Source organism: Chromobacterium sp. LK1 (genome assembly GCF_001043555.1).
In the GTDB taxonomy this organism is placed as follows: domain Bacteria; phylum Pseudomonadota; class Gammaproteobacteria; order Burkholderiales; family Chromobacteriaceae; genus Chromobacterium; species Chromobacterium aquaticum.
In genome coordinates this window covers 31,013-57,354 of sequence record NZ_LDUI01000034.1, presented here as the reverse complement: position 1 = coordinate 57,354, position 26,342 = coordinate 31,013, and the positions used below count along the sequence as shown (strand labels likewise).

At 64.5% G+C, this 26,342-nt stretch carries 23 protein-coding genes and 1 other RNA gene; 14 read left to right on the top strand and 10 right to left on the bottom strand.

The features are described 5' to 3' along the window. Positions 1-54 precede the first annotated feature (54 nt). Positions 55-153: signal recognition particle sRNA small type (gene ffs, locus VI26_RS23935), an RNA gene on the bottom strand. A gap of 220 nt (positions 154-373) precedes the next feature. Between ffs and argE the strand changes: the two genes are divergently transcribed. After that, the gene (gene argE / locus VI26_RS15515; RefSeq protein WP_048410682.1) at positions 374-1,546 is read left to right on the top strand and encodes an acetylornithine deacetylase; all 1,173 of its coding nucleotides are present in this window, start codon (positions 374-376) and stop codon (positions 1,544-1,546) included. 181 nt (positions 1,547-1,727) lie between these two features. Then, entirely contained in the window at positions 1,728-3,116 is a 1,389-nt protein-coding gene (locus VI26_RS15510; protein WP_048410654.1) for a sodium-dependent transporter, read from the top strand. 64 nt (positions 3,117-3,180) lie between these two features. Here the strand turns inward: VI26_RS15510 and VI26_RS15505 are convergent, their stop codons facing one another. After that, on the bottom strand, positions 3,181-3,459 hold the full coding sequence (locus tag VI26_RS15505) for a hypothetical protein (protein WP_048410653.1): 279 nt from the start codon (positions 3,457-3,459) through the stop codon (positions 3,181-3,183). 222 nt (positions 3,460-3,681) lie between these two features. Here VI26_RS15505 and VI26_RS15500 point away from each other — a divergent pair, with 222 nt between their 5' ends. The 4 genes from VI26_RS15500 to VI26_RS15485 all read left to right on the top strand — a co-directional run bounded on the left by VI26_RS15500 (position 3,682) and on the right by VI26_RS15485 (position 9,269). Continuing rightward, positions 3,682-4,881 (top strand): amino acid aminotransferase, encoded by a 1,200-nt coding sequence (locus VI26_RS15500; RefSeq protein WP_304413464.1) that lies wholly within the window; start codon positions 3,682-3,684, stop codon positions 4,879-4,881. Between the two features lie 94 nt (positions 4,882-4,975). Beyond that, positions 4,976-5,602, top strand: coding sequence for a YbhB/YbcL family Raf kinase inhibitor-like protein (locus VI26_RS15495; protein ID WP_048410651.1), 627 nt, complete (start codon positions 4,976-4,978; stop codon positions 5,600-5,602). A 206-nt stretch (positions 5,603-5,808) separates the two neighbouring features. After that, complete coding sequence (locus VI26_RS15490; protein WP_156183901.1) at positions 5,809-6,156, top strand: hypothetical protein; 348 nt, start codon at positions 5,809-5,811, stop codon at positions 6,154-6,156. 188 nt (positions 6,157-6,344) lie between these two features. Then, positions 6,345-9,269, top strand: coding sequence for a DNA translocase FtsK (locus VI26_RS15485; protein WP_048410649.1), 2,925 nt, complete (start codon positions 6,345-6,347; stop codon positions 9,267-9,269). 68 nt (positions 9,270-9,337) lie between these two features. On the opposite strand, the gene VI26_RS25165 is transcribed toward VI26_RS15485, so the two are convergent. Continuing rightward, complete coding sequence (locus VI26_RS25165; RefSeq protein ID WP_255360815.1) at positions 9,338-9,472, bottom strand: hypothetical protein; 135 nt, start codon at positions 9,470-9,472, stop codon at positions 9,338-9,340. A gap of 160 nt (positions 9,473-9,632) precedes the next feature. Then, the gene (locus tag VI26_RS15480; RefSeq protein WP_048410648.1) at positions 9,633-10,817 is read right to left on the bottom strand and encodes a VWA domain-containing protein; all 1,185 of its coding nucleotides are present in this window, start codon (positions 10,815-10,817) and stop codon (positions 9,633-9,635) included. A 101-nt stretch (positions 10,818-10,918) separates the two neighbouring features. Between VI26_RS15480 and VI26_RS15475 the strand changes: the two genes are divergently transcribed. From VI26_RS15475 to VI26_RS15465, 3 genes are read left to right on the top strand one after another with little or no spacing between them, the layout of a single operon-like run. Then, on the top strand, positions 10,919-12,349 hold the full coding sequence (locus VI26_RS15475) for a coniferyl aldehyde dehydrogenase (protein ID WP_053074451.1): 1,431 nt from the start codon (positions 10,919-10,921) through the stop codon (positions 12,347-12,349). 1 nt (position 12,350) lies between these two features. Further along, positions 12,351-12,875: a hypothetical protein gene (locus VI26_RS15470; RefSeq protein WP_048410647.1), complete on the top strand. Its 525-nt coding sequence runs from the start codon at positions 12,351-12,353 to the stop codon at positions 12,873-12,875. Beyond that, positions 12,872-14,485 carry a GMC family oxidoreductase gene (locus tag VI26_RS15465; protein WP_048410646.1) on the top strand — a complete coding sequence of 538 codons (1,614 nt, stop codon included), beginning with the start codon at positions 12,872-12,874 and terminating at the stop codon, positions 14,483-14,485. Before VI26_RS15470 ends, VI26_RS15465 begins: the two co-directional genes overlap by 4 nt. A gap of 80 nt (positions 14,486-14,565) precedes the next feature. Here VI26_RS15465 and VI26_RS15460 read toward each other — a convergent pair whose 3' ends face one another. Further along, positions 14,566-15,150, bottom strand: coding sequence for a superoxide dismutase (locus VI26_RS15460; RefSeq protein ID WP_048410645.1), 585 nt, complete (start codon positions 15,148-15,150; stop codon positions 14,566-14,568). Positions 15,151-15,268: 118 nt separating this feature from the next. On the opposite strand from VI26_RS15460, the gene VI26_RS15455 reads away from it, so the two are divergent. From VI26_RS15455 to VI26_RS15440, 4 genes are all read left to right on the top strand, one after another. After that, the gene (locus VI26_RS15455) at positions 15,269-16,441 is read left to right on the top strand and encodes an NAD(P)/FAD-dependent oxidoreductase (RefSeq protein ID WP_082151100.1); all 1,173 of its coding nucleotides are present in this window, start codon (positions 15,269-15,271) and stop codon (positions 16,439-16,441) included. A 116-nt stretch (positions 16,442-16,557) separates the two neighbouring features. After that, the gene (gene dnaB, locus VI26_RS15450) at positions 16,558-17,967 is read left to right on the top strand and encodes a replicative DNA helicase (protein WP_048410644.1); all 1,410 of its coding nucleotides are present in this window, start codon (positions 16,558-16,560) and stop codon (positions 17,965-17,967) included. A 172-nt stretch (positions 17,968-18,139) separates the two neighbouring features. Further along, the gene (locus tag VI26_RS15445; RefSeq protein ID WP_043590538.1) at positions 18,140-18,448 is read left to right on the top strand and encodes a ferredoxin; all 309 of its coding nucleotides are present in this window, start codon (positions 18,140-18,142) and stop codon (positions 18,446-18,448) included. Continuing rightward, positions 18,448-19,056 (top strand): alpha/beta hydrolase, encoded by a 609-nt coding sequence (locus VI26_RS15440; protein WP_048410643.1) that lies wholly within the window; start codon positions 18,448-18,450, stop codon positions 19,054-19,056. The genes VI26_RS15445 and VI26_RS15440 overlap by 1 nt, the downstream gene beginning before the upstream one ends. A 60-nt stretch (positions 19,057-19,116) precedes the next feature. On the opposite strand, the gene rnk is transcribed toward VI26_RS15440, so the two are convergent. From rnk to VI26_RS15415, 5 genes are all read right to left on the bottom strand, one after another. Beyond that, on the bottom strand, positions 19,117-19,521 hold the full coding sequence (gene rnk / locus VI26_RS15435; protein WP_048410642.1) for a nucleoside diphosphate kinase regulator: 405 nt from the start codon (positions 19,519-19,521) through the stop codon (positions 19,117-19,119). A 153-nt stretch (positions 19,522-19,674) separates the two neighbouring features. Then, positions 19,675-20,532: a flagellin gene (locus VI26_RS15430; RefSeq protein WP_048410641.1), complete on the bottom strand. Its 858-nt coding sequence runs from the start codon at positions 20,530-20,532 to the stop codon at positions 19,675-19,677. A 156-nt stretch (positions 20,533-20,688) separates the two neighbouring features. After that, positions 20,689-21,483 (bottom strand): type I methionyl aminopeptidase, encoded by a 795-nt coding sequence (gene map / locus VI26_RS15425; RefSeq protein ID WP_048410640.1) that lies wholly within the window; start codon positions 21,481-21,483, stop codon positions 20,689-20,691. Positions 21,484-21,583: 100 nt separating this feature from the next. After that, the gene (gene dbpA, locus VI26_RS15420) at positions 21,584-22,963 is read right to left on the bottom strand and encodes an ATP-dependent RNA helicase DbpA (RefSeq protein WP_048410679.1); all 1,380 of its coding nucleotides are present in this window, start codon (positions 22,961-22,963) and stop codon (positions 21,584-21,586) included. Between the two features lie 86 nt (positions 22,964-23,049). Continuing rightward, positions 23,050-24,678, bottom strand: a complete 1,629-nt coding sequence (locus tag VI26_RS15415; RefSeq protein ID WP_048410639.1) for a methyl-accepting chemotaxis protein — start codon at positions 24,676-24,678, stop codon at positions 23,050-23,052. Positions 24,679-24,920: 242 nt separating this feature from the next. Here VI26_RS15415 and VI26_RS15410 point away from each other — a divergent pair, with 242 nt between their 5' ends. Beyond that, positions 24,921-26,159 carry a TIGR03862 family flavoprotein gene (locus VI26_RS15410; protein WP_048410638.1) on the top strand — a complete coding sequence of 413 codons (1,239 nt, stop codon included), beginning with the start codon at positions 24,921-24,923 and terminating at the stop codon, positions 26,157-26,159. Positions 26,160-26,342 lie beyond the last annotated feature (183 nt).

Here is a 26,342-nt window from a genome sequence, read left to right as displayed (position 1 = left end):
TGGTCGCTTTTTTGTAAAGCGTTTCGGCATCTGAGACAGAAAATAAAGGGGAGGGGCGGCGAGCCTGACCCCCGGCACTTGCGCTAAATAACTGTGGCTGCTTCCTTCCGGACCTGACCAGGTTCGCTATCGCGCAATGCGGGGAGACCCGCCTCAAGAGAAGACGCATTCTAGCGATAAGCGGCGGCTTTGCCAAGCGCGGCGTGCGTTTTTATTGCCGGCGCGGCGGTTGCCGAAGCGGCGGCGGCAAGGCAGACTTGGCTGCATCCTATAACGAGAGTCCGGCAAGACCCCCGTGTGCGGCCGGCGCAAGCCGCGCGGCGTCGGAGTTGGCGGTCTCTTCAAACACCATGGCAAGGCTTGGGAGGGCGAGATGTCTCAATCGGCGCAAGAACTGTTGGCGGAACTGGTCCGCTTCGATACCACCAGCCGGTATTCCAATCTGCAATTGATCGAATGGGCGCGCGATTATCTGCTGCGGCTGGGCGTGGAGGCCACGCTGACCTTCAACGACGATGGCGGCAAGGCCAATCTGTTCGCCCGCATCGGCGCGCCGGAGTTGCCGGTGGTGTTGCTGTCCGGGCATTCCGACGTGGTGCCGGTGGATGGGCAGGTCTGGGACAGCGATCCTTTCGCGCTGACCGACAAGGGCGATGGCCGGTTGTATGGCCGCGGCTCCGCCGATATGAAGGGCTTTATCGCCTGCGTGCTGTCCTTGGCGCCGTGGTTTGTCGAGTTGGCACAGGGCGGGAAGCTGCGCCAGGCGATCGGCATCGCGCTGTCCTATGACGAGGAGGTGGGTTGCCTGGGCGTGGGGCGGATGATAGACCGGCTGGTGGCCGATGGCGTGCAGGTGTCCGGCTGCATCGTTGGCGAACCCACCAGCATGCAGCCGGTGATCGCGCACAAGGGCATCGCGCATTATCTGTGCAAGGTGAGCGGCCGCGCCGCGCACTCTTCGCTGACGCCGCAGGGTGTCAACGCGATCGAATTCGCCGCGCGGCTGATCACCCATATCCGCAAGCTGGCGGACGCCGAGGCTTCGTTCGGGCATCGCCAGTCCTTATATGATGTGCCGTTCACTACCCTGCAGACTGGGACCATCAGCGGTGGCACCGCTTGCAATATCGTGCCCAAGGATTGCGAATTCATGTTCGAGTGCCGCTGGCTGCCCGGCGACAGCCCGGAGCGCTTTGTCGATTCGGTCAAGGATTACGCCGCCACCTTGCTGCTGGAAATGCGCGAAGTGGCGCCGGAGGCGGACATCCAGATCCAGCCTGTGGTGTACAGCCCGGCTTTCGAATCGTCGGAAGACAGCGCGGTACGTCGTATCGTGGCGCGCTTGTGCGGCTGCGACGGCGGCAAGGGCGTCGCCTACACCACCGAGGCCGGGCTGTTCAGCGAGGCCGGCATCGCCTGCGTGGTGTTGGGTCCGGGCAACATCGAGCAGGCGCATCGACCCGATGAATACATTGAAATAGAGCAATTGCGGCAGTGTTTGGCCTGGTTGCGGCGCTTAGGGGATGAGCTGACGCAAGAACCGTGAAGATTTTTTTGCGCTGATGGCCGAATGGCCGCAAAATCGCTGCCGGCGACAAGCCAAACACTCAAGTTGCCCGCCAGGGGGATCCCTTAGGCGGGCTTGTTTTATGGTGGCGTGAGAAGCGGCGCAATGCCCGCCGGGCTTGGCCGGCACTGGCGTCGCGGCAGTCAGAAAGAAAAAATAAATGAGTCAGAACGTGGGATCTGTACGGCAGGGAGGCGTGGCCAAGTCGCGAGACGGCTTCACCTCCAGCTTTGGCGTATTGGCGGCGACCCTCGGTTCCGCCGTGGGCCTCGGCAATATCTGGAAATTTCCTTACTTGACCGGCACCAATGGCGGCGCCGGTTTCTTGGTGGTGTACGTGCTGGCCACCTTGCTGGTGGGCCTGCCGGTGATGATCGCCGAGATCATGTTGGGCCGTAAGGCCAAGAGCGACGCGGTGAGCGCGCTGAAGACGCTGGCACCGGCCGGGCAGCCCTGGTGGCTGATCAGCGCCTTCGGCGTGCTGGCGGCCTTCCTGATCATGGCCTTCTATTCCGAAGTGGCGGCCTGGGTGTTCGCCTATGTGTTCAAATCGCTGGGCGGCGGCCTGTTGTCCAGCGATCCCAAGGTGACTTCTCAAGCGTTCAACGCCTTGATTTCCGATCCGCTGCAGTCCTTGCTGTGGCAATGGCTGGTGCTGCTGTTGATCGGCGGCATCCTGCTGATGGGAGTGTCCAAGGGCATCGAGGCGGTGACCAAGAAGCTGATGCCGCTGCTGTTCTTGCTGCTGCTGGTGATAGGCGCGCGCAGCCTGATGCTGCCTGGCGCGGCCAAGGGCCTGGACTTCCTGTTCACCCCGGATTTCTCCAAGATCAGCGGCGCGGTGGTGCTGACCGCGGTGGGCCTGGCCTTCTTCAAGCTGTCCATAGGCATGGGCACCATGATTACCTATGGCAGCTATTTCCGCGATGACCAGAACATTCCCGTCACCACCTTCCGGGTGATGTGCGCCGACCTGTTCGTATCCATTCTGGCCGGCATCGCCATCTTCCCGGCGGTGTTCGCCTTCGGCTTCGAGCCGGCGGCCGGTCCGTCGCTGCTATTCATCACCATCCCGGCGGTGTTCGCCAGCATGCCCTTGGGCAATGTGTTCATGGTGGCCTTCTTCGTGCTGGCCGCGATCGCCGCCACCGGCGCGATGCTGTCGATTCTGGAGGTGCCGGTGTCGGTGTTCAGCGAGCGTTTCGGCATCAGCCGCGTCAAAGCCACGCTGATCAATCTGCTGCTGCTGGCGCTGGTGGGCGCCGGCTGCGCGCTGTCCAACAGCACGCTGTCCGGCTTCAAGCTGTTCGGCATGACCTTGTTCGATCTGTTCGACTTCGTGACCTCTAATCTGCTGATGCCCATGGGTGGCATCTTCCTGTGCCTGTTCGTCGGCTGGGTATGGGGCTTCGAGCGTCTGAAGCAGGCCTTGAGCAATCAGGGCGCGCTGCGCAACGAGGGTTTGCTCAAGGCGCTGTTCTTCGTGCTGCGCTATGTGTCGCCTTTGTTGATCCTGGTGGTGATGCTGAAGGGCCTGGGCGCGATTTGAGGCCAGGTTGTTCAGTAGAAAAAGGAGCCGAGAGGCTCCTTTTTTCATGCGGCTTGTCGCCGGCTCAGGGCTGGCTGGCGTCGTCTTCCGGAATCACCACCGGCGGCGCGGTGAAACCGTTCAGTTCCCGGGCGTTTTTTTCCAACAGCAGCACAATGCTGGTGTTGAGGGCGCCGAAGGTCCAGCTGATCAGGAAGAATACCGAATAGGCCGACAGCTTGTCGTTGAACAGCGTTTTGCCGTGTAGGCTGAGCTCGGCCGGGTCGAAGATGGAGAAGAACACCCCTGTCGCTAGTATGGCGATGATGAAGGAGGGCCAGAACAGCAAGATGCCTTTTTTCATGAGTCATGCTCCTGTGGCTGCCGTGCTTGGAGGCAAGTGGGTGGCTGATGTCAGGGTAATGGCCGGACGGCGCGCTGTCAAAACGCCGCCGCGCCGGACAGCGGCCCGTGACGTGGTTCTCCATGTTAGACTGTGCTTATCCGGTTTTTCTTGTCCGGCCGGCCAGCTTGCCGCTGGGTCCGGTCGTTGCGTTAAGTAATGGAGCCCCGCATGACCTCTTCGATCTTCTCCGCCGTAGAACTGGCGCCGCGCGACCCTATCCTGGGCCTGAATGAAGCATTCAACGCCGATACCCGCACCACCAAGGTGAATCTGGGCGTGGGCGTTTATTCCGACGACAACGGCAAGATTCCGCTGCTGGCGGCGGTGAAGGCCGCGGAGAAGGCGCGTCTGGAAGCGATGCCGCCGCGCGGCTACCAGCCCATCGAAGGCGCGCAGGCTTACGATAGCGCGGTGCAGAACCTGTTGTTCGGCGCGGACAGCGAGTTGATCAAGGCGGGGCAGGTGGTGACCGCTCAAGCGCTGGGCGGCACCGGCGCGCTGAAAATCGGCGCGGATTTCTTGAAGCGCCTGAATCCGGTTGCCAAGGTTTATATCAGCAACCCGAGCTGGGAAAACCACCGCGCGCTGTTTGAATCCGCCGGCTTCGAGGTGGAGAACTACCCGTATTACGACGCGGCCACTCGCGGCGTCGATTTCGACGGCATGCGCGCCTTCCTGGCGCAGCTGCCGGCCGGCTCCATCATCGTGCTGCACGCCTGCTGCCACAACCCCACCGGCGCCGACCTGTCCGACGCGCAATGGGCCGAGGTGGTGCAGGTCTGCCGCGAGCGCGGCCTGGTGCCCTTCCTGGACATGGCCTACCAGGGCTTTGCCGACGGCATCGACGCCGATGCCGTCGCCGTGCGCCTGTTCTCGGCCTCCGGCCTGCAGTTCTTCGTGTCCAGCTCCTTCTCCAAGAGCTTCTCGCTGTACGGCGAGCGCGTCGGCGCCTTGTCCATCGTCACCGCCGGCAAGGAAGAATCCGCGCGGGTGTTGTCGCAGCTCAAGCGCGTTATCCGCACCAACTACTCCAACCCGCCGATTCATGGCGGCGCGGTGGTGGCAGCGGTGCTGTCCAATCCGGAACTGCGCCAAATGTGGGAAGACGAACTGGCCGGCATGCGCGACCGTATCCGCGCGATGCGCACCGGCCTGGTGGAGGCGATCAAGGCCGAAGGCGTGGCCCAGGACTTCTCCTTCGTCGCCAAGCAGCGCGGCATGTTCTCCTACACCGGGCTGAGCGCGGCCCAGGTCGAGCGCCTGCGCGCCGAATTCGGCATCTACGCGGTGTCCACCGGCCGCATCTGCCTGGCGGCGTTGAACAGCAAGAACCTGGGCTATGTCGCCTCCGCCATTGCTCAAGTGGTGAAGGCGGACTGAACCTGGCCGGTTTTGCGTCCAAGCATTGCCAAGCCCCGCAGGTCGGGGCTTTTTTTCAACCGGCCGGCCATCGGCCATAGTCGAGGAGCACATCATGCAACTGCATAGCCGCAGTTTTCAGCAAGGGGAGCGCATTCCAGGCCGCCTGGCCTTCTGCGTGCCGGACGCGGGCAGCCATGTCGCCTTGTCCGACAACCTCAATCCACACCTGGCCTGGAGCGGCGCGCCGGAGGGCACGCTCTCGTTCGCGTTGCTGTGCCATGACCCGGATGTGCCGTCGCGCGGCGACGATGTCAACCAGGAGGGCAGGGAAGTGCCGGCGGAACTGCCGCGCGTGGACTTCTATCATTGGCTGCTCTTGGATATTCCCGCCGAGCAGTCCGAAATCGCCGAGGGCGGCCACAGCGTTGGCGTCAGCGCGCGCGGCAAAAGTGGGCCGGAGGCGCCGCAGGGCCTGCGCCATGGCATCAACGACTACACCGGCTGGTTTGCCGGCGATACGGCAATGGCTGGCGATTACTACGGTTACGATGGCCCCTGCCCGCCGTGGAACGACAGCCTGGAACATCGCTACGTTTTCACCCTGTACGCGCTGGATGTGGCCAAGCTGCCGGTATCCGGCGCGCTGACGCCGGCCAATGTGCTGGCGGCGCTGTCCGGCCATGTGTTGGCGTCGGCCAGCCTGAGCGGGCGCTATACGCTAAATCCGCGTTTGCTGTAATCGTCCCGCAATGTAAAGAAGTGGCAAAAAGGACAGTTTGCCTATCTCACGGCGCGGCGGCCTCTGGCAAGGGATTGCAGTGTGGCAATGAAATGCAGCATGATGTTGCGGCGTTTGCTGTCTTGGCGGCGAATTAGCTCGGCGGAAGCGGTGCAGCGCTCCCGTTAGGCGGCGGACGATAACAACATCAAAGGGGATTAACTGTCATGGTTGCAAACACTGTTAAAGACAAGCTGCCTGCCGCCGCATTGGCGACCGGCGCGTTTGACGCGGACGATGCCGATGTGCGCAACAATCTGGGGCTGATGGGGCTGTTGGACGTGAATTCCGGCGATGGCCGCTACCGTCTGACCGCGACGCTGGAACCGGAAGTCGAAGGCGTGGACGATGTCCAGGCCTGGGTGCTGGAGATGGAGCTGGTGACCCTGGCCACCGGCCAGGTGCTGCGCTGCAAGCAGGCCGGCGTCGCCTATGCCGGTCCCACGCCCGGCAGCCATTTGCGCCGTCTGTTGGCCAACGGCCAATTGCAGGGTTATCTGCAGCAGGCCGCCTAGACGGGTCGTTCCGCAGCGATAAATTAAGCCGCCGCCTTGCGCCGCGGCTTATTTTTTTGCCCGCGGCCAGGGGGCGCGCCGATGTGTGTCTGCCGCGAGCGCTATAAAAAACGGTACAATCGCCGCTGTCGGCCCGCCGTAGGTCTGGGCTGTCCGTTAATTTTCGACATCGTCAGAGGTTGTGAACTGTGTGGTTCGTGCTGTGTTTGCTGCTGTTGCTGCTGGGCGTGCTGGCTTGGCTGACGTATACCGGACGTGTGTCCGTGTCCGAGTGGACCCGAAAGCTGGATAGTCTGCTGGGCGTGCCGCCGACGGAGCGGCATGAGCCGGATTACTTCGCCGAAGAGCCCGCTGTCGAGCGGTCCGCCGCGTCAGCCTGGACCCCGCCGGCGGAACCCGAGGCCGCCGCGCCGCGCGCCGAGCCGCCGCGCCGCGTCGTCGAGGAAAGCCCGGTTGAGCGCTCCGCGCCGATGGAGCGCGAAACCATAGTATTGCCCAAGCGACAAGCGGCCCCGCCGCAGCCCGCGCCGGAACTGCCGACGCTGGAGTTGTCGCGTGAATACCGCAAGCGGCAGCGCCAGCCGGCGGCGGAGCCGCAAGCCAAGGATTTGCCGGTGATAGGCCTGCACGAGCTGCAGAGCAATCTGCAGTCCGACTATCGTCGCCGCCAGGCTGGCCGTGCGCTGTCGCAAAGCGTCAAGGAACAGGACGGCGCGGCGTTGCCGCTGATCGATCCCAGCGAAGTGCGCGAGCAATTGCGTCATATCCATTCCAAGCGCGGTAAAACCATGGCCGCGCCGTCCGCGCCCATGTTGCGGCCGCTGGTCGCCAAGTCGCAAGAGCCGGTGGCGGAGCCGCAAATCGTGCCGCCGCCGGTGGTGCGGCATGAGCTGCCGGCCAGCGCGCGACCGGCGCAGCATGGCTGGCTAGCGCCTGCGCGGCCGCCCGCGCCGCCCGCGGAGCCCGAGCTTGTCGCCTATGCCGGGCTAGTCGATTCCCCTGACCCACTGCCGACGCCGCCCGAAGCCGAGCCCGACGCCGCCGAGCCCGCTGTGTTTGCCGCAAGCTTCCCTGAGCCGGAAATCGTGGACTATGCGATAGCGCCTGGCTGGGCCATCGAGGCGCCGGCCGAGCCTGAGGCGGTCACTGCGCCGCCGATGGCGACACCGATCGAGCGGCAGTCCGCGGTTTTCACGCCGCAGGTCTTCGCCGACGCGTCGCCGGTTTCCATGACGGAGAGGCCGCCGTCCGCGTCGCCGGCGCCGCTGCCGGTCGCGGTCATCGACGAACCGGAAGCGCCGCGCGCCGCCGAACCAGCGCCATGGCGCTGGCCGCAGACCCGCTCGGTGCTGGTGCAGGAAGAGGAGAAACCCGCCGTGGTGCAACGCGAGAGCGTGCCGGCGGAGCCGCCCACCGTGGCCGCGGCGGCGCAGCAGCTGGCCGCCAAGCCGCTGCCCTGGGTCTTGATCGACGCCCCTGTCGCCGCCGAGACGACGGCGGAAGCGCCGGAGGAAACCAGCCTGCCTTGGGATGCCGCGCCGCAGTCCGGCGATTGGGCGCTGCAGGCGCAGGCCGAGGTGGAACGCGCGGCCGAGCCGACGCCTCCCAAGCCCAGGCCGGTGTACGACGATTATGGCTTGCCGGGCCTGGATTTGCTGCGTCCAGCCGATGAGGCGACGGTGAGCTGCTCGGAAGAGGAGCTGCTGGAACGCGGCATCGTCATCGAGGAAAAGTTGGCCGAGTTCAAGGTCAAGGTCAGCGTGGTGGATGCCTATGCCGGGCCGGTGATCACCCGCTACGAAGTGGAACCGGCGGTGGGCGTGCGCGGCAACCAGGTGGTCAACCTGATGAAGGATTTGTCGCGCGCGCTGGGCCTGGCCGCGATCCGGGTGGTGGAAACCATTCCCGGCAAGACCTGCATGGGTCTGGAGCTACCCAATCCCAAGCGACAGATGATCCGGCTGTCGGAGATATTCTCCTCCGAGGCCTTCCAGCTGCCCAGTTCGCGGCTGACGCTGGCCTTGGGCAAGGACATCACCGGCCAGCCGGTGGCGATGGACCTGGCCAAGGCGCCGCACCTGCTGGTGGCCGGCACCACCGGTTCCGGCAAATCGGTGGGCGTCAACGCGATGATTCTGTCGATGTTGTACAAGGCGCGGCCGGACGAAGTGCGCTTCATCATGATAGATCCCAAGATGCTGGAACTGTCGGTATACAACGACATCCCGCACTTGCTCGCGCCGGTGGTCACCGATATGAAGCTGGCGGCCAACGCGCTGAACTGGTGCGTGGGCGAGATGGAGCGCCGCTACCGGCTGATGAGCGCGTTGGGGGTGCGCAATCTGGCCGGCTACAACGACAAGGTGCGCGAGGCCGAGGCCATGGGGCAGCGCATCGGCAACCCGTTCAGCCTGACGCCGGAAACGCCGGAGCCCTTGGAGCCGCTGCCCTTCATCGTGGTGGTGGTGGACGAATTCGCCGACCTGATGATGGTGGCCGGCAAGAAGATCGAAGAACTGATCGCGCGGCTGGCGCAGAAGGCGCGCGCCGCCGGCATCCATCTGATCCTGGCCACGCAGCGGCCATCGGTGGACGTGATCACCGGCCTGATCAAGGCCAACATCCCGACGCGCATCGCCTTCCAGGTGTCCAGCAAGGTGGACAGCCGCACCATTCTGGATCAGATGGGCGCGGAAAGCCTGCTGGGCCAGGGTGACATGTTGTTCCTGCCGCCGGGCACCGGCTATCCGCAGCGGGTGCATGGCGCCTTCGTCACCGACGACGAAGTGCACGCCATCGTCGAGCATCTGAAGCAGTTCGGGGAGCCTGACTATGTCGAAGGGCTGCTGACCGGCGAGAGCGAGGCGGAGGAGGAGTCGGCCGCGGCCACCGCCAAGGCGCAGGCGGCCAGCGAGAGCGACCCGCTCTACGACGAGGCGGTGGAAATCGTGATGCGCACCCGCAAGCCGTCTATTTCATCGGTGCAGCGCCATCTGCGCATAGGCTATAACCGCGCCGCGCGGCTGATCGAGGAAATGGAGGCCGCCGGCATCGTCAGCCCGATGGAGAGCAATGGCAACCGGACGGTGCTGGTGCCACAGCGCGAGCTGTGAGCCAAGTGCCATTGCAATGAAAAAGCGCGCCAGCGGCGCGCTTTTTCTTTTCTTATGCGTGGACGGGGTCAGCGACGGCGCCGCTCCTGATCGTTGCGAATGCGGATCGGGGCCAGCTTGTCCTGGTCTTCCACCGGGCCGCTCAGCATCTTGGCAACGACGACCACAGCGGCGATGAGGGCGAATAAAAGCAAAATTTCCATGGCATGGTTCCCCGAGGCTTGAGTACGAACTTATTGGTTGGAGACGACAGCCGGCGAACAGGCCTGGAAGCAAAGTCGTCTATGGCGGCCCCCTTTGATTTCATTCTGGAACACAAGCCGCCGCAAGCTCAAGTAATAATTTGTGTCGGAAAGTTAAAATTCAAGACGCGCTGCGCTTTAATGCGCGCATCGCCTGATCTATGCCTTGCAGCGTCAGCCCGTACATGCGGCCGGACATCAGTTGGCGCAGCATGTGCAGCGATTGGGTGTAGTCCCAGTGCGCCTCCGGCACCGGATTGAGCCAGGCCGCGTGCTTGAAATGGCCGAGCAGACGGCGCAGCCAGACTTCGCCTGCCTCCTGGTTCATATGCTCGACGCTGCCGCCCGGATAACTGATCTCGTAGGGGCTCATGCTGGCGTCGCCGACGATGATCAGCTTGTAATCGCTGCCGAAGGTGTGGATCAGGTCCCAGGTGGGCAGGGTGCGGGTATGGCGGCGGGCATTGTCCTTCCACACCGCTTCGTAGACGCAGTTGTGGAAGTAGAAATACTCCAGGTGCTTGAATTCGGACTTCACCGCGGAAAACAGCTCTTCGCAGGCCTTGACGTGGTCGTCCATAGAGCCGCCGACGTCGAACAGCACCAATACCTTGACCGCGTTGCGCAGCTCGCGCTGCATGCGCAGATCCAGCATGCCGGCCTTGCCGGCGGTGGCGGCGATGGTGGCGTCCAGGTCCAGCACTTCCTCGGCGCCGTCGCGGGCGAATTCGCGCAGCCGGCGCAGCGCGATCTTGAGGTTGCGGGTGCCCAGTTCCACCGAGTCGTCGAAATTGCGGAATTCGCGCTGGTCCCATACCTTGACCGCGCGGCGGTGACGCGATTCGCGCTGGCCGATGCGGATGCCGGCCGGGTTGTAGCCGTAGGCGCCGAAGGGGCTGGTGCCGCCGGTGCCTATCCATTTATTGCCGCCCTGGTGGCGCTCGTGTTGTTCTTGCAGCCGCTGGCGCAGGGTCTCCATCAGCTGATCCCAGCCCAGCGCCTGCAACTGGCGTTTTTCTTCCTCGGACAAGTATTTTTCCACCTGTTTGCGCAGCCAGTCTTCGGGGATTTCGGTCTTTTGCTCGTCCAGCGATTGCGACAGGCCGTTGAAGTGGCTGCCGAACACTTGGTCGAAACGATCGAAATGCTTTTCGTCCTTGATCAGCGTGGTGCGCGCCAGATAGTAGAAGGCGTCCGGGTCGCCGAAGGCGACGCGTTTTTGCAAGGCCTCGAGCAGAGTGAGGAATTCTTTTAGCGTCACCGGCAGGCCGGCGTTGCGCAGGGCGTAGAAAAAATCGATCAACATGGCGCGGCTAGCAGGTGACAGCGAGGGTGGGCGATGATAATCTTGCTTTAGAGTCTGAACTCTAAACAATCGTTCGGCTACAGCAATCCGAGGATAATACAATGAATGCCGTCACCATGCCCACTGGCCAGCATGATCTTCTGCACGCGGAATTCGCCCGCCTGCACCGCATCAGCCGCGAGTCGCCATTTCCGCCGCTGCAGCAGCGGCTGGAGTGGCTCAAGCGCCTGGAAAGCATGTTGCAGCAGCATCGCCAGGAGTTTGTCGACGCGATCAGCCGCGACTTCGGCCACCGCAGCGGGGTGGAAACCCGGCTGGCCGAGCTGTTTCCGTCCTTGCAGGCGATACGCTATGCGCGGCGCCGCCTACGGCGCTGGATGCGACCGGAACGGCGCGGCGTGTCAATGTGGTTCCAGCCGGCGGGCAATAGCGTGATGCCGCAGCCCTTGGGTGTCATCGGCGTGCTGGTGCCGTGGAACTATCCGCTGTTCCTGGCGCTGGGGCCCTTGGTGTCGGCCTTGGCGGCCGGTAACCGGGTGATGGTGAAGATGTCGGAATTCACGCCGGAAACCGGGGCGCTGCTGCAGCGCCTGGCCGAGCGCTATCTGGGCCCGGAGGTGATCGCGGTGGCCAACGGCGATGCCGATCTGGCGCAGGACTTCACCCGGCTACCCTTCGACCATCTATTCTTCACCGGCTCCACCGCAGTGGGCCGTCATGTGATGCGCGCGGCGGCGGAAAACCTGACGCCGGTGACGCTGGAACTGGGCGGTAAATCCCCGGTCATCGTCGCCAGGGGCGCCGATCTGCGCCAGGCGGCGGAGGCCATCGTCGCCGGCAAGATGCTGAACGCCGGTCAGACCTGCGTGGCGCCGGACTATGTGCTGGTCAATGACAAGGATAAAGAAGCCTTGTTGAACGAGTTGCGCGGCGCGGCGCGGCGCGCCTATCCGACGCTGGCGGACAATCCCGATTACAGCTCCATCATCAATGAACGCCATTGCCAGCGTCTGCTGCAATGGCTGGAGGAGGCGCGCGCGGCCGGCGCCGAAGTGGAGCAGATCAATCCGGCGGCGGAAGACTGGCGTCCCAAGCGCAAATTCCCATTGACCCTGGTGCAGGCTTGCCCGGATGACGCGCTGCTGCTGAGGGAGGAGATTTTCGGGCCTATCCTGCCGGTGTTGAGCTATGACAAATTCGACGAGGCGCTGGCCTATGTCAATGCGCGGCCGCGGCCGCTGGCCTTGTATTTGTTCGACAACGACGCGCTGCGCATCGAGAAGACCTTGCGCGAGACGATTTCGGGCGGGGTGGCGATCAACGACATCGCTTTGCAAGTGGTGCAGGACGATCTGCCCTTCGGCGGCGTCGGTCCTTCCGGCATGGGGCATTGCCATGCCAAGGAAGGCTTCCTGGCCTTCTCCAAGCTCAAGCCGGTGTTCCGGCAAAGCCGCTGGGCCGGCACCACGTTGACGCGCGCGCCTTATGGCGCCGGCGTCGAGCGGCTGCTGAAATGGATGCTGGGGCGCTGAAATGCTGACGCGCCGCCAACTGCTGCAAACCGGCCTGGGCGGCGCCGCGGCGCTGGCGCTGGCCACGCTGCTGGCCTCGCCGCAGCCGGAGGGTCCGGCCGAGGACTGGGTCAAGCCCTTGAAACTGCGGGCCTTGACGCCGCGGGACGCCCAGCTGCTGGCGGCGATCGCCCCGGCCGTTCTGGGGGCGGGCGTCGCGCCGCCCGAGGATGTGGTGCGCGGCGTTGACCGCGCGGTGGCCGGCTTGCCGCCAGCGACGCGGGCCGAACTGCGTCAATTGCTGGATCTGCTGGGCAATCCCTGGGGGCGGCGCTGGATCGCCGGGGTGTCCACGCCGTGGCGGCAGGCGTCGGCGGACGATATCTCAGCCTTTCTGCGGCGCTGGCGCGGCAGTAGCTTCCCCTTGTTGCGCAGCGGCTACCAGGCTTTGCATCAATTGCTGAATGCCGCCTGGTACGGCAATCCGGCCAGTTGGCCGGCACTGGGCTACCGTCAGCCGGCGGCGGTGATGGAGATGCTGCCATGAGCCGCGCGACGATACCGGATCCAGTGGCGACCGGCGTCGCCGCCGGCTGGAAGGCTTTGGACGGCGCGATGCAGCCGGATCTGGAGCTGAGCGCCGATGTGGTGATCATAGGCAGCGGCGCGGGCGGCGGCATGGCCGCCGAGCAATTGGCCGCGGCCGGGCTGGACGTGCTGCTGTTGGAGGAGGGGGGGCTGTACAGCTCGCGCGATTTTCGTCTGTTGGAAGCCAAGGCCTACCCGGAGCTGTATCAGGAGTCCGCCTGTCGCAAAACGGCGGACAAGGGGATTTCCATCCTGCAGGGCCGGGCAGTGGGCGGGAGCACCGTGGTCAATTGGACCAGTTCCTTTCGCACGCCGCCGGACACCTTGAACTGGTGGCGCGAGCGTCATCGCCTAGGCGGCTTGAGCGAGCAGGCGATGCGGCCGTGGTTCGTGCAGGCCGAGGCGCGGCTGGGCATCGCCGATTGGCAGCCGGACCCGAATCCTAATAATGCGGTGTTGGCGCGCGGCTGCGAGGCCTTGGGCATTGCTCACGCGCGCATCCGCCGCAATGTGCGCGGCTGCTGGAATCTGGGTTATTGCGGCATGGGCTGTCCCACCAATGCCAAGCAGTCGATGCTGGTGACCACCATTCCAGCCGCGCTGGAGCATGGCGCCAGGCTGATCAGCCGCGCGCGGGTGGACCGGCTGCGCGCCAATGCGGCGCGGAACCGGGTGGAAGGCGTGGAAGGGCATTTCCTGGCGGCGGATGGAGTTGGCGAAACCGGGCGCCGTTTCAAGGTGACGGCGGGGCAGGTGATATTGGCCGCCGGCGCCATCGGTTCGCCGGCCATCCTGCTGCGCAGCGGCCTGATCGATCCGGGCGGCCATACCGGAACGCGGACTTTCCTGCACCCGGTGCTGTTGTCGGCGGCGCTGATGCCGGAAGCGGTGGAGCCGTTCAACGGCGCGCCGCAGACGGTGTACAGCGACCACTTCATGCATGCGCACGCGCTGGATGGGCCGCTGGGCTATAAGCTGGAAGTGCCGCCCATTCACCCGCTGCTGGCCGGCATCACTTTCCCCGGGCTCGGGGCCGGTCAGGCGGCGCTGATGCGCCGGCTGCCCTATCTGCACGCGACGCTGGCCTTGCTGCGCGACGGCTTCCACCCTGACAGCCGCGGCGGCGAGGTGCGCTTGCGCGACGATGGTTCGCCGGTGCTGGATTATCCCCTGAACGAGGTGTTTTGGGAGGGCGCGCGCCGCGCCTGGCTGAGCATGGCCGAGATCCAGTTCGCGGCCGGCGCCAAGCAGGTGCTGACGGTGCATGAGCAGGCCGGCCTGGCGCGCAGCTGGGGCGAGGCCCGCAGCATGATAAGGGGACTGGCGCTCAAGCCCCTGCTGGCCAAGGTGGTCAGCGCTCATGTGATGGGAGGCTTGGCGATGTCGGGTGACGCCGATGGCGGGGTGGTGGATGAGAGGGGGCGGCATTGGCAGCTGGGCAACCTGACCGTGGTGGACGGTTCGGTGTTTCCCACTAGCGTCGGCGCTAACCCGCAGCTGTCCATCTACGCTTTCGCGCTGCGCGCGGTGGCGGCGCTGCGGCAGCGAATGCAAGGCACGCAAGCCTGAGACGCTGTTTTACGATGTGGGGGCAACAAAAAAGGGACCGCGAGGTCCCTTTTGGCGTGATGCTGCGGCGCAGCGGGAAATCAGGCGAAGTTCTTGGCGACGAAGTCCCAGTTCACCAGTTTCCAGAAGCTGTCCAGATAGTTCGGGCGGCTGTTGCGGTAATCGATATAATACGCGTGCTCCCATACATCACAGGTCAGCAGCGGCTTCTTGTCGGTGGTCAGCGGGGTGGCGGCGTTGCTGGTGGATACCAGGTCCAGCGAGCCATCGTTGTTCTTCACCAGCCAGGCCCAGCCGGAACCGAAGGTGCCGATGGCGGTTTGGGTGAAGGCTTTCTTGAATTCGTCGTAGGAACCCCATTTGGCGTTGATGGCGTCGGCCAGCGCGCCGCTGGGCTTGCGCTCTTCGCCGGCGTTGGGGGCGAAGCCCAGCCAGTAGAAGGTGTGGTTCCAGACTTGGGCCGCGTTGTTGAAGATGCCGCCGGAGGATTTCTTCACGATCTCTTCCAGGGAGGCGTTTTCGAACTCGGTGCCCTTGATCAGGTTGTTCAGATTGGTGATGTAGGTCTGATGGTGCTTGCCGTAGTGGAATTCCAGGGTTTCCTTGGAAATGTGCGGGGCGAGCGCGTCCAGCGCGTACGGCAGTTCCGGCAGTTTGTGTTCCATTATGCTCTCCTTGTTGAGAAAGTACGCCGCATAAGCGGATGCTTTAGCCGCAAGTTTACTGGATTAAACCGCTGCTCGCCAATAGTTGACTAAAAAAGTAAAGTAAGGATGAACTCCATTGCAGTACGATGTTATTGTCATCGGCGCCGGCGCGGCCGGCCTGATGTGCGCGGCTACCGCAGGTCAGCGCGGCCGCCGCGTCCTGTTGCTGGACCATGCGCGCAAGCTGGCGGAGAAAATCCGCATTTCCGGCGGCGGCCGCTGTAATTTCACCAATCTGCACGCGCGTTTTGACTGCTATCTGTCGGCCAATCCCCATTTCTGCCGCTCGGCGCTGGCGCAGTACACGCCGCAGGATTTCATCGCCATGGTCGAGCGCCACGGTATCGGCTACCACGAGAAAAAACTGGGCCAGCTGTTCTGCGACGAGGGCAGCGAGCGCATCATCGCGATGTTGGACGAGGAGTGCCGGCTGGGCGCGGTGGAGCGGCGCATGGAGGTATCCATCCAGCAAGTGAGCCGGACGGCGGACGGCTTCACGCTGGAGACCAGCGCAGGCGCGTTTCGCGCGGCGTCGCTGGTGGTGGCCTCTGGCGGCTTGTCGATTCCACAGATCGGCGCGACGCCGTTCGGCTACCGGTTGGCCGAGCAGTTCGGCCTGGAGTTGACGGCGTTGACGCCGGCGCTGGTGCCGCTGACTTTCCATGTGGAGGACGCGGAGGCGTTCGCGCCGCTGGCCGGGGTGTCGCTGGAGGTGGAGGCGCGCGCCGGCAAGGGCCGCTTTCGCGAGAACGTGTTGTTCACGCACAAGGGTGTGTCCGGGCCGGCGATTCTGCAAGTGTCTTCCTATTGGCAGCCGGGCATGGAACTGGAGCTGGACTTACTGCCGGACGCGGACGCCGCGGTCTGGCTGGAGCAAAAGGCCGGCAGCGAGCAATTAATCGCCAACGCGCTGGCGGAGTTCGGCTGGCCCAAGCGCTTCGCCGAGGCCTGGCTGACGCGCGAGGGCTTCAATCTGCGGCTGAAGGATTTGTCGCCCAAGCAGCGTCAACAACTGGCCGAGCGCCTGCATGGCTGGCGCGTCAAGCCCAATGGCACCCAGGGCTATAAAAAGGCCGAGGTGACGCTGGGCGGCGTGTCGACCAAGTCGCTATCGTCCAAGACCATGATGGCCAACGAGGTGCCCGGTCTGTTCTTCATCGGCGAAGTGGTGGACGTCACCGGCTGGCTGGGCGGCTACAATTTCCAGTGGGCGTGGTCGTCCGGCTATGTGGCCGGGATGAATTGCTGATTCCTCCCGCGGCCAAGCATGCTCAGCGGGTGACGGTTTCGGGTTAAAATCCAAGATCGCTTCAACCCGGTTTGCTTCATTCGCGCGGCTTGGCCGCGCTATCACTTTGAGTCTACATGACTGAATCGTACGAGAATTTTGACAGCGAGATGGCGGCGATCCGCACGCCGCCTCATTCGATTGAGGCCGAACAGTCGGTACTGGGCGGCCTGCTGCTGGACAACAGCGCCTGGGACAAGATCGCCGATGTGGTGTCCGAGGCTGATTTCTACCGCCATGACCACCGGCTGATCTACAAGCACGTGGCCAGGCTGGTGGAGCTGGCGCGCCCGGCCGACGTGGTGACGGTATCGGAAAGCCTGGACAAGAATGGCGAACTGGGCAATGTCGGCGGCTTGTCCTATCTGGCGACGCTGGCGCAGAACACGCCGTCGGCCGCCAATATCCGCCGCTACGCCGAAATCGTGCGCGAACGCTCCATCATGCGCCAGTTGGCGCTGGTGGGCACCGAGATCGTCGAGGCCGCTTACGCGCCGATGGGGCGCGACGCCTCGCAATTGCTGGACGAGGCCGAGGGCAAGGTGTTCCAGATCGCCGAATCCACCGCCAAGTCCAAGCAGGGCTTCCTGGAAATGCCGGGCTTGCTGAAGGAAGTGGTGGAGCGCATCGACATGCTCTACAGCCGCGAGAACCCGGACGAAGTGACCGGCGTGCCCACCGGCTTCGTCGATCTGGACGCCAAGACTTCCGGCCTGCAGGCGGGCGACCTGATCATCGTCGCCGGCCGTCCGTCCATGGGTAAGACCGCGTTTTCGATGAATATCGCCGAGCACGTGGCGGTGGAGCAGCATCTGCCGGTGGCGGTGTTCTCCATGGAAATGGGCGGCGCGCAGCTGGTGATGCGTATGCTGGGTTCGGTGGGGCGGCTGGATCAGCATACGCTGCGCACCGGCAAGCTGGGCGACGACGACTGGCAGAAGCTGACCTATGCGATAGGCAAGCTGTCCGAGGCGCCGATGTATATCGACGAGACCGCCGCGCTGACCGCGCTGGAAGTGCGCGCGCGCGCGCGCCGGCTGGCGCGCCAGCACGGCGGCAAGCTGGGCCTGATCGTCATCGATTACTTGCAGCTGATGTCGGGTTCCGGCCGCGGCGACAACCGCACCGCCGAGCTGGGCGAAATTTCGCGCGGCCTGAAAGGCCTGGCCAAGGAGCTGCAAGTGCCGGTGATCGCGCTGTCCCAGCTGTCGCGGGCGGTGGAGCAGCGTCCCAATAAGCGGCCGATGATGTCGGACTTGCGGGAATCCGGCGCCATCGAGCAGGATGCCGACTTGATCGTCTTCATGTACCGGGAAGAGTATTACAACCCGGAGAATCAGGAAGTGAAGGGTCTGGCCGAGGCCATCATCGGCAAGCACCGTAACGGTCCCACCGGCGCGGTGCGGCTGGCCTTCGTCGGCAAGTACGCCAAGTTCGACAATGCCGCCACGCTGGGCGTCAGCGGCTGGGCGGATAGCGACTCCTAAGAACCTGTTTACGATCTCGCGAGCTAGAGCGAGACAAGGCGAAAACAGCTGAGAAAGCGGAATGTACGTGTGGTACATGAGCATTTCGAAGCTGTTTTCAACGCCGTATCGCCGACGCGCAGCAGATCGTAAACAGGTTCTAAGATGGTTCTGTGAGCATACGAGGCATTCCATGAGCTTTTTCGACAAGCATGTATTCATCTGCTGCAATCAGCGCGCCGGCTGCGAGGATTGCTGCAACAATCATGGCTCCAGCGAATTGCTGGGCTATATGAAGGACAAGGTCAAGGCGCTGGGCCTGGCCGGCGAGGGCAAGATCCGCGTCAATAAGGCCGGCTGTCTTGGGCGCTGCGACGACGGCCCGGTGATGGTGGTGTACCCGGAGGAAACCTGGTACACCTTCGTCGACAAGGAAGACATCGACGAGATCGTCGCCGAACACATGGTGGGCGGGCGCGTGGTGGAAAGGTTGAAGATCTGATGTTGAAGGCGATGAACAAGCAAGTGGTGGCCGGCCCGGCCGGCGGCCTGGAAACCATCGTGGTGGCGGCGCAGGGCGAGGCGCGCGGCATCGCGGTGATCTGCCACCCCAATCCGCTGCAGGGCGGCACCAATACCAATAAGGTGGTGCAGACCGCGGCCAAGGCGCTGTCGCAGCTGGGCTATGTCTGCTACTGCCCGAATCTGCGCGGCGTCGGCGACAGCGAAGGCCAGCACGATTACGGCAATGGCGAGGTGGACGACGTGATCGCGGTGGTGGAGCACGCGCGCGGCGAGCAGGGCGAGCTGCCGCTGGCGCTGGCCGGCTTCTCCTTCGGCGGCTTCGTCGCGGCGCGCACCCGCGCGCGCATAGCGTCGGACAAACTGCTGCTGATGGGCGTGGCGGTGGGCAAGTACGAGACTCCCACGCCTGAGGTACCGGCCGATGCCTTGGTGATTCACGGCGAGGAGGATGAGGTGATTCCGCTATCCGCGGTGATGGATTGGGCTCGGCCGCAAGGCTTGCCGGTGGTGGTTTTTCCCGGTGCCGGCCATTTCTTTCATGGCCGGCTGGTGCAGCTGGCGCAGACGATTCAGCGCTGCTGGTAAGGTTTTGCCGCAGGCGCTACACAAAAAAACCGGTCATCCATGTGATGGCCGGTTTTTTTATCAGCGGTGCAGTTCGCCCGCCGCTTCTGGCTGGTAGGTGACTTCCAGCACCGACAGCCGGATGCTGCCGGCCGGTGTCGGCCAATCGATGCTCTGGCCCACGGACAGGCCCAGCAGCGCCGCGCCTATGGGCGCCAGCACTGAGATCTTGCCTTGCTCGCTATCCGCTTCGCGCGGGTAGACCAGGGTCAGGGTTTTCTCCTGGGCATCGTCCAGCTTAACCCGCGCGCAGCTGTTCATGGTGATGATGCCGGCGGGCATGGCGCTGGGTTCCACCACATCGGCCCGCTCCAGTTCCGCCTCCAGCGCGGCCGCCGTGGGGTGGCCACTCTCGCAATCCTCCAGCAGCGCGGCAAGGCGCTCATAGTCCAGAGAGGACACCGTGATGGCCGGGCTTGTCGACATATGCAACTCCTTCAGATAGACAAAGGGCACCGCAGGGTGCCCGATGATTTAGTGCGCGAAAAGCGTGTGTGCCAATGATATCGCTTGTAACCGCGTGTAACAAGGCTTGGCCGGCTAAAGCGCGCGGAAACTGGGCTTTGGGCCTGGCCGGTCTCAGCCCAGCAGCGACAGCGCCGAACGCGCGCTGATATTGGCCTGCGCCTGGGTGGCCAGGCCGGCCTGGCCCAGAATCTGGTTGGCGGCCAATTGCGCGGAGGCGGAGGCGAAATCAGTGTCGCTGATGCGGCTATTGGCGGCGGAGGCGTTAAGGGAGGCGGTTTGCAGATCGTTGATGCTGGCCTCGAAGCGGTTGCTGACCGCGCCCAGCGTGCTGCGGGTGCTGGCCAGGGTGTTGAGATCGGCCGCGGTGCTCTGCTGCGCCGCCAGCGCGCCGGCCTGGGTGCTGATGTCTATGGTGCCGGTGGCGTTCAGATTGGCGTTGTAGCTGTTCAGCCCGCCGCTGGCCGGCGCCGCGGCGAGATTGATGCCGGGCACATTGACCTGGTTGTCGGCGCTGCCATTGGGGCCCACCTGGAAGGTGGTGGGATTGTTGCTATTCAACAGCGGCGTGCCGTTGAATTCGGTGCTTTGCACGATGGCGGAATTGGCCTGGGTCAACTGGTCCACTTGCTGTTGCAGTGCCTGGCGGTTGCTGGCGCTGAGCGCGCCGTTGCCGGCCTGGATCGCCAGTTCCTGGATCTGTTGGGTATTGTCCTGGATCTGGTTGAGCGCGCCATCGGCGGTCTGGGCCAGAGAAACGCCGTCGTTGGCGTTGTTGATCGCCTGATTGCTGCCGTTGATCTGGGCCAGCAGCGCTTCGGAAATGGCGGCGTTGGCCGGGTTGTTGGCGGCGTTGTCGGTGGTCTTGCCGGCGGAGAGTTGGGCCAGCAGCTTTTCCTTGGTCTTTTGGGTCTGGCTAAGCTGGTTCTGTCCTTGCAGCGCGCTGAGATTGCTATTGATGGTCAGTGCCATGGCCGGCTCCCGCTGGATGTGGTTTCACTTCTTCAGTTTAAGAAAGCGGATGGTGCAGGGCAAGCCGGGTTTTGGATAAAGTCGCGCCGCGCACGATGGCGCGGGCATGGGCGTGAAAAAGCCCGGCGGCGCCGGGCTGATCAGGGTGTTGCTGGTTTACTTGCCGGGCTTGGGCGGGGTGCCGGCGGACTGGGTCAGGATTTCGTAGCCGCTGTCGGTGACCAGCACGGTGTGCTCCCACTGCGCGGACAGGCTGCGGTCCTTGGTGACCACGGTCCAGCCGTCGCCCAGCATGCGCAGGTGGCGCTTGCCCTGGTTGATCATCGGCTCGATGGTGAAGATCATGCCGGCCTGCAGTTCCAGCCCGGTGCCGGGGCGGCCGTAGTGCAGCACTTGCGGCTCTTCGTGGAATTTGGTGCCGATGCCGTGGCCGCAGAATTCCTGCACCACGCTGTAACCGGAGTTCTCCGCGTGCTGCTGGATGGCGTAGCCGATATCGCCCAGCGTGGCGCCCGGCTTGACCTTGTCGATGCCGCGCCACATGCATTCGTAAGTGACGCGGGACAGGCGGCGGGCGTGTTCGCTGATATTGCCGACGTGGTACATGCGGCTGGTATCGCCGTGGTAGCCGTCCTTGATCACGGTGACATCCAGATTCATGATGTCGCCGCTCTTCAAGGGCTTGTCATTGGGGATGCCATGGCAGATCACGTGGTTGACCGAGGTGCACACCGACTTCGGGTACGGATTATGGCCGTCCGGCGCGTAGTTCAGCGGCGCCGGGATCGCGCCCTGCTCATTGACGATGTAGTCATGGCACAGCTTGTCGATGGCCTCGGTGGTGACGCCAGGCTTGATGAAGGGGGTGATGTAGTCGAGGACTTCCGACGCCAGGCGGCCGGCGATCCGCATCTTTTCGATGTCTTGGGCGGTTTTCAGTTGGATGCTCATGGGATTCTGGAGATGTGCGTGTCTGCGGCTAATGAGACGTATTCTAGCAAAAACGCCCCCGGCCCGGCAGTGCTTGTCGGTTCCAGGGGCGCGTTGGCGTTCAAATCAGGCGCATCTTGAACTGCTTGCCCTTGATCTTGCCGGCGGACAGACGCTGCAGCGCCTGCTCGGCGATGGCGCGGTCCAGCGCCACGAAGCTGGCGAATTCGAAGATGTTGATCTTGCCGATCTGGGCGCCGGTAAAGCCGGCGTCGCCGGTCAGCGCGCCGAGGATGTCGCCGGGGCGCAGTTTTTCGCGCTTGCCGCCGGCGATTTCCAGCGTGACCATCGGTGGCAGCAGCGGGCCGCCGGGGGCCGGGGTCAGTTGCTCCAGCTTGGCCCAGGTCAGCGGCGCCTGCTGATAGTCCTCGATCAGCGCCAGCCGCTTGTCGTCGTTGTCGGCGGTCAGGGTCAGCGCCAGGCCCATCGCCTCGCCGCGGCCGGTGCGGCCGATGCGGTGGATGTGGATTTCAGGATCATGGGTGACGTCGACGTTGATCACCAGGTCCAGCTCCTTGATGTCCAGGCCGCGCGCGGCGACATCGGTGGCCACCAGCACGGTGGCGCTCTTGTTGGCGAAGCGCAGCAGGATCTGGTCGCGCTCGCGCTGTTCCAGGTCGCCGTACAGCGCCAGCGCGCTGAAGCCGCGCGCCTGCAGGTCGCGCACCAGTTCCTTGCAACGCTCCTTGGTATTGCAGAAGGCCAGCGCCGAGGTGGGGCGCAGGTGTTGCAGTATGGTGGTGACGGTTTCCAGCCGCTGTTCCGGCTTGATCTTGTAGAACCATTGTTCGATGCGTTCGCCGCCGTGCAGCGACTCCACCTGGATTTCCTGCGGACGGCGCATGAACTGGGCGCTGATCTTGCGGATGTTTTCCGGATAGGTGGCGGAGAACATCAGCGTCTGGCGCTGGCGCGGGCAGGCGCGCACGATGCCGACGATTTCCTCGATGAAGCCCATGTCCACCATGCGGTCGGCCTCGTCCAGCACCAGGGTGCCGACGCCGGACAGGTTCAGCGAGCCGCGGAACAGATGGTCCTGCAGCCGGCCGGGCGTGCCCACCACGATGTGGGCGCCGTGTTCCAGCGAGCCGATCTGCGGGCCCATCGGGCTGCCGCCGGTCAGGGTGACCACTTTGACATTGTCTATGCTGCGCGCCAGGCGGCGGATTTCCTGCGCCACTTGGTCGGCCAGTTCGCGGGTGGGGCAGAGCACCAGCGCCTGCACGCCGAACCAGCGCGGATTCAGCCGCGCCAGGATGCCGAGTCCGAAAGCCGCTGTCTTGCCGCTGCCGGTCTTGGCCTGGGCGATCAGGTCCTGGCCGTCCAGGATGGCCGGCAGGCTGGCCGCCTGGATGGCGGTCATGCTGTGGTAGCCCAGGCTGTCCAGATTGGACAAGAGGGCGGCGGGCAGGGGCAGGGTGGAGAAAGCGGCTTTTTTCACAATGACTTGGCGTATTACGGTATCGGGCTGCGAGTGTAACAGGCCGGCGGCCAACGGCCAAATCGGATGTCCGCCGGCGGCGGGATTCACACCGTGAAACGCGATACCGATTCCGTCAGCCGCTGCGCCAGGCCTTCCAATTGCTCGGCGGCATGCACGGTCTGGCCGATTTCCTGGTCATTGGTCTGCGCCATCTCGGCGATGGCGTCGATATTGCCGGTGACCGCCTGGCTGGCGGCGCGCTGCTGCTCGGTGACGGCGACGATCTGGCGCAGGCCCTGGCGCACTTCGGCCACCGATTGATTGGCGGCGCCCAGCACGCTGGCCACGCTGTCGGCGGATTGGCGGCTGGCGGCCAGCGAGGACAGGCCGGCATTGACCGCGGCGCGCACCGCGTCGGTTTTCTGGTTGAGCGCGCCGGTCACGGTATCGATTTCGCTGGCGGAGCGGGCCGATTTCTCGGCCAGCTTGCGCACCTCGTCGGCCACCACGGCGAAGCCGCGGCCCTGCTCGCCGGCGCGCGCCGCCTCGATGGCGGCGTTCAGCGCCAGCAGATTGGTCTGTTCGGCGATTTCGCGCACTTCCTTGGTCATATTGGTGATGCTGGAGGTGGAGTGGGCCAGCTCGGTCTCCGCCTGCGCCATCAGCCGCACCGCCTGTTCCACCTGGCTGACTTCGTGCTGCAGCTGGCTGAGGCTGGCGCGGCCGGCCTCGGAGCGCTGCAGGCTCTGATCGGCCTCGGCGCTGACATCCTCGGCCTTGCCGGCGATCTCGCCGATATGGCTGGCCAATTGCTCCACCGCGCTGGCGGCGGACTGGGATTGACGGTTCTGCTTGTGCGAGCTTTCCGCCAACTGCGCGGCGCCGCCGGCCAGCTGGCGCGAGGATTGCGACACCGCGCTGGCGGAGGCGCCGACGTTGCGCACCAGCTCGGCGATGGTGGCCAGCATCTGGTTGAAGCGCAAGGCGGTGTCGCCGATTTCGTCGCGGCTGCGCACTGGCAGCCGCCGCGTCAGATCGCCTTCGCCCTGGGCCAGCTCGGCCAGGCCGGCGGACATCGCCTGCAGCGGCCGGGTGACGAAGCGGCGCGCCAGCAGGAACACCACCGCCATCAAGGGCAGCGAGGCCAGGATGGCGAACAGGATGCTCTGGTCGCGGAAGCGGCTGACCGAGGCATAGGGCTTTTCCAGCGAGATGCGCATGCTGACCACGCCCAGCGGCGTCTTGTCCGCCACCTGATGGCAGCTCATGCAGTTCTTGCCCAGGTAGTTGCGCGCGGCCAGCGCCGGGTAGACCACGCGCAGGTGCTCGCCCAGCGCCGGCGTGGATTCGATCTGGATATGGGGTTTGCCGTCCCGCAACGCCTGTTGCTCCACCGCGTCGCCGCTTAGATTCTTGTCGCCGGCGTTGCCGGGGCCAAACTGCTTGCTGACCGCCGGGCCGCGGATCACGCGCAGATCGCGCACCGCGGACAATTCCTTGATCTGGTCCAGAAATACGTCGCGTTGGCCGACGGTGCCGGTGATCATCATGCCGGTGAGTCCGGCCATGGTCATTTCGTTCATGCTGTGGGCCAGGTCTTGCGCCTGTTCCACCGCGATATCGCGGCTGACGCTGGTTTCCCAGGCGATCAGCCCGCTCCAGGCCAATACCAGGCAGCACCATACCGCCATGGTCAGTTTCAGCCAGATCGGCCAATCGGAAAATTTGCGCATGCGTGTGCGGACGGTGGGTCCGTTCTCCTTGGTGTGTTTGTAGAATCGCGCGTTTGCCGCTATAGGTTTTATTGGAATGAGCCGCAGCGCGATGGTAGTGATTTGATGACGTAGGAATGTTGGTTTAAATCAAACTTATAGTTAAAACGATTAGGCTTGGGTTTGCGGCGGTTTTCTGTGAGAATCGCGCCCTCGCCGCAAGCCGGCGTCTTCATCACCGTGAATTTCAAGGAGCGCAGTATATGAGTGACAACAGCGGACGCCGCGTGGCCATCATCGGCGGCGGACCGGCCGGCCTGGCGGCCGCCGAGCAACTGGCGGCGGCGGGCCTGCGGGTGGATGTCTACGACGCGATGCCCTCGGTGGGCCGCAAGTTCCTGCTGGCCGGCGTCGGCGGCATGAACATCACTCATTCCGAACCGCATGCCAGCTTCGTGCAGCGCTACGGCGCGCGCAGCGCGGAGCTGCGGCCGATGCTGGATGTGTTCAACGGCGAGCATGTGCGCGCCTGGGTGCATGGCCTGGGCATAGAAACCTTCATCGGCAGTTCCGGCAAGGTGTTCCCCAAGGAGATGAAGGCGGCGCCGCTGCTGCGCTGCTGGCTGGCGCGGCTGCGCGAGGCCGGGGTGAGCTTCCATGTGCGTCACCGCTTCCTGGGCTGGGACGAGCGCGGCCGGCTGCGCTTGTCGGCGCCGGACGGCGAGCGTGTCGCCGAAGCCGACGCGGTGGTGCTGGCCATGGGTGGCGGCAGCTGGCGCAAGCTGGGTTCGGACGGCAGCTGGGCGGCGATGCTGCGCGACCGCGGCGTGGAAGTGACCCGGCTGCAGCCGTCCAACTGCGGTTTCGACGCCGGCTGGAGCGAGCACTTCGCCGACAAGTTCGCCGGCGCGCCGCTGAAGTCGGTGACCTTGCAGTTCCACCCGGCCGCCGGCCATCCGTTCAGCCGTCGTGGCGAATTCGTCATCACCTCGGGCGGGGTGGAGGGCAATCTGATCTATGCCTGCTCCGGCGCCATCCGCGATGAAATCGCGCGCAGCGGCGCGGCGCTGTGTCATTTGGACCTGATGCCGGACTGGAGCGCGCAGCGCATTCTGGGCGAAGTGGCGCGGCCGCGCGGCTCGCGCTCGCTGTCCAGCCATTTGCAAAGCCGGCTGGGCCTGAAGGGTGTGCGCATGGGCCTGCTGCGCGAATGCCTGGACAAGGACGCGTTCAATGATCCGGTCAAGTTGGCCGAGGGCATCAAGGCCTTGCCGTTGCGGCTGCTGGCGCCGCGGCCGCTGGACGAGGCGATCAGCACCGCCGGCGGCGTGACCTTCGGCTCGCTGGACGACAATCTGATGCTGCAGGCGATGCCCGGGGTGTTCTGCGCCGGCGAGATGCTGGATTGGGAGGCGCCCACCGGCGGCTATCTGCTGACTGCCTGCTTCTCCACTGGGCGCGCCGCCGCCGGCGGCGTGTTGCGCTGGATGGGGCGGCGCTGAGCGCCGGCGACGGCTATTGGCTCGTGGATCCGGTTCAAGGCTTGCGCGTTTCGGCGGACCTGTTTGGACAAGGGTATTGAAACCCGCGTCGAAACGCCGATGTCTCTTTGTCTATTCCGCTTTCTCAACCTCAATACCCGGGCTTGCCCAGGATGATGAGGCCGTGAACGGGCGTTGAGGCGC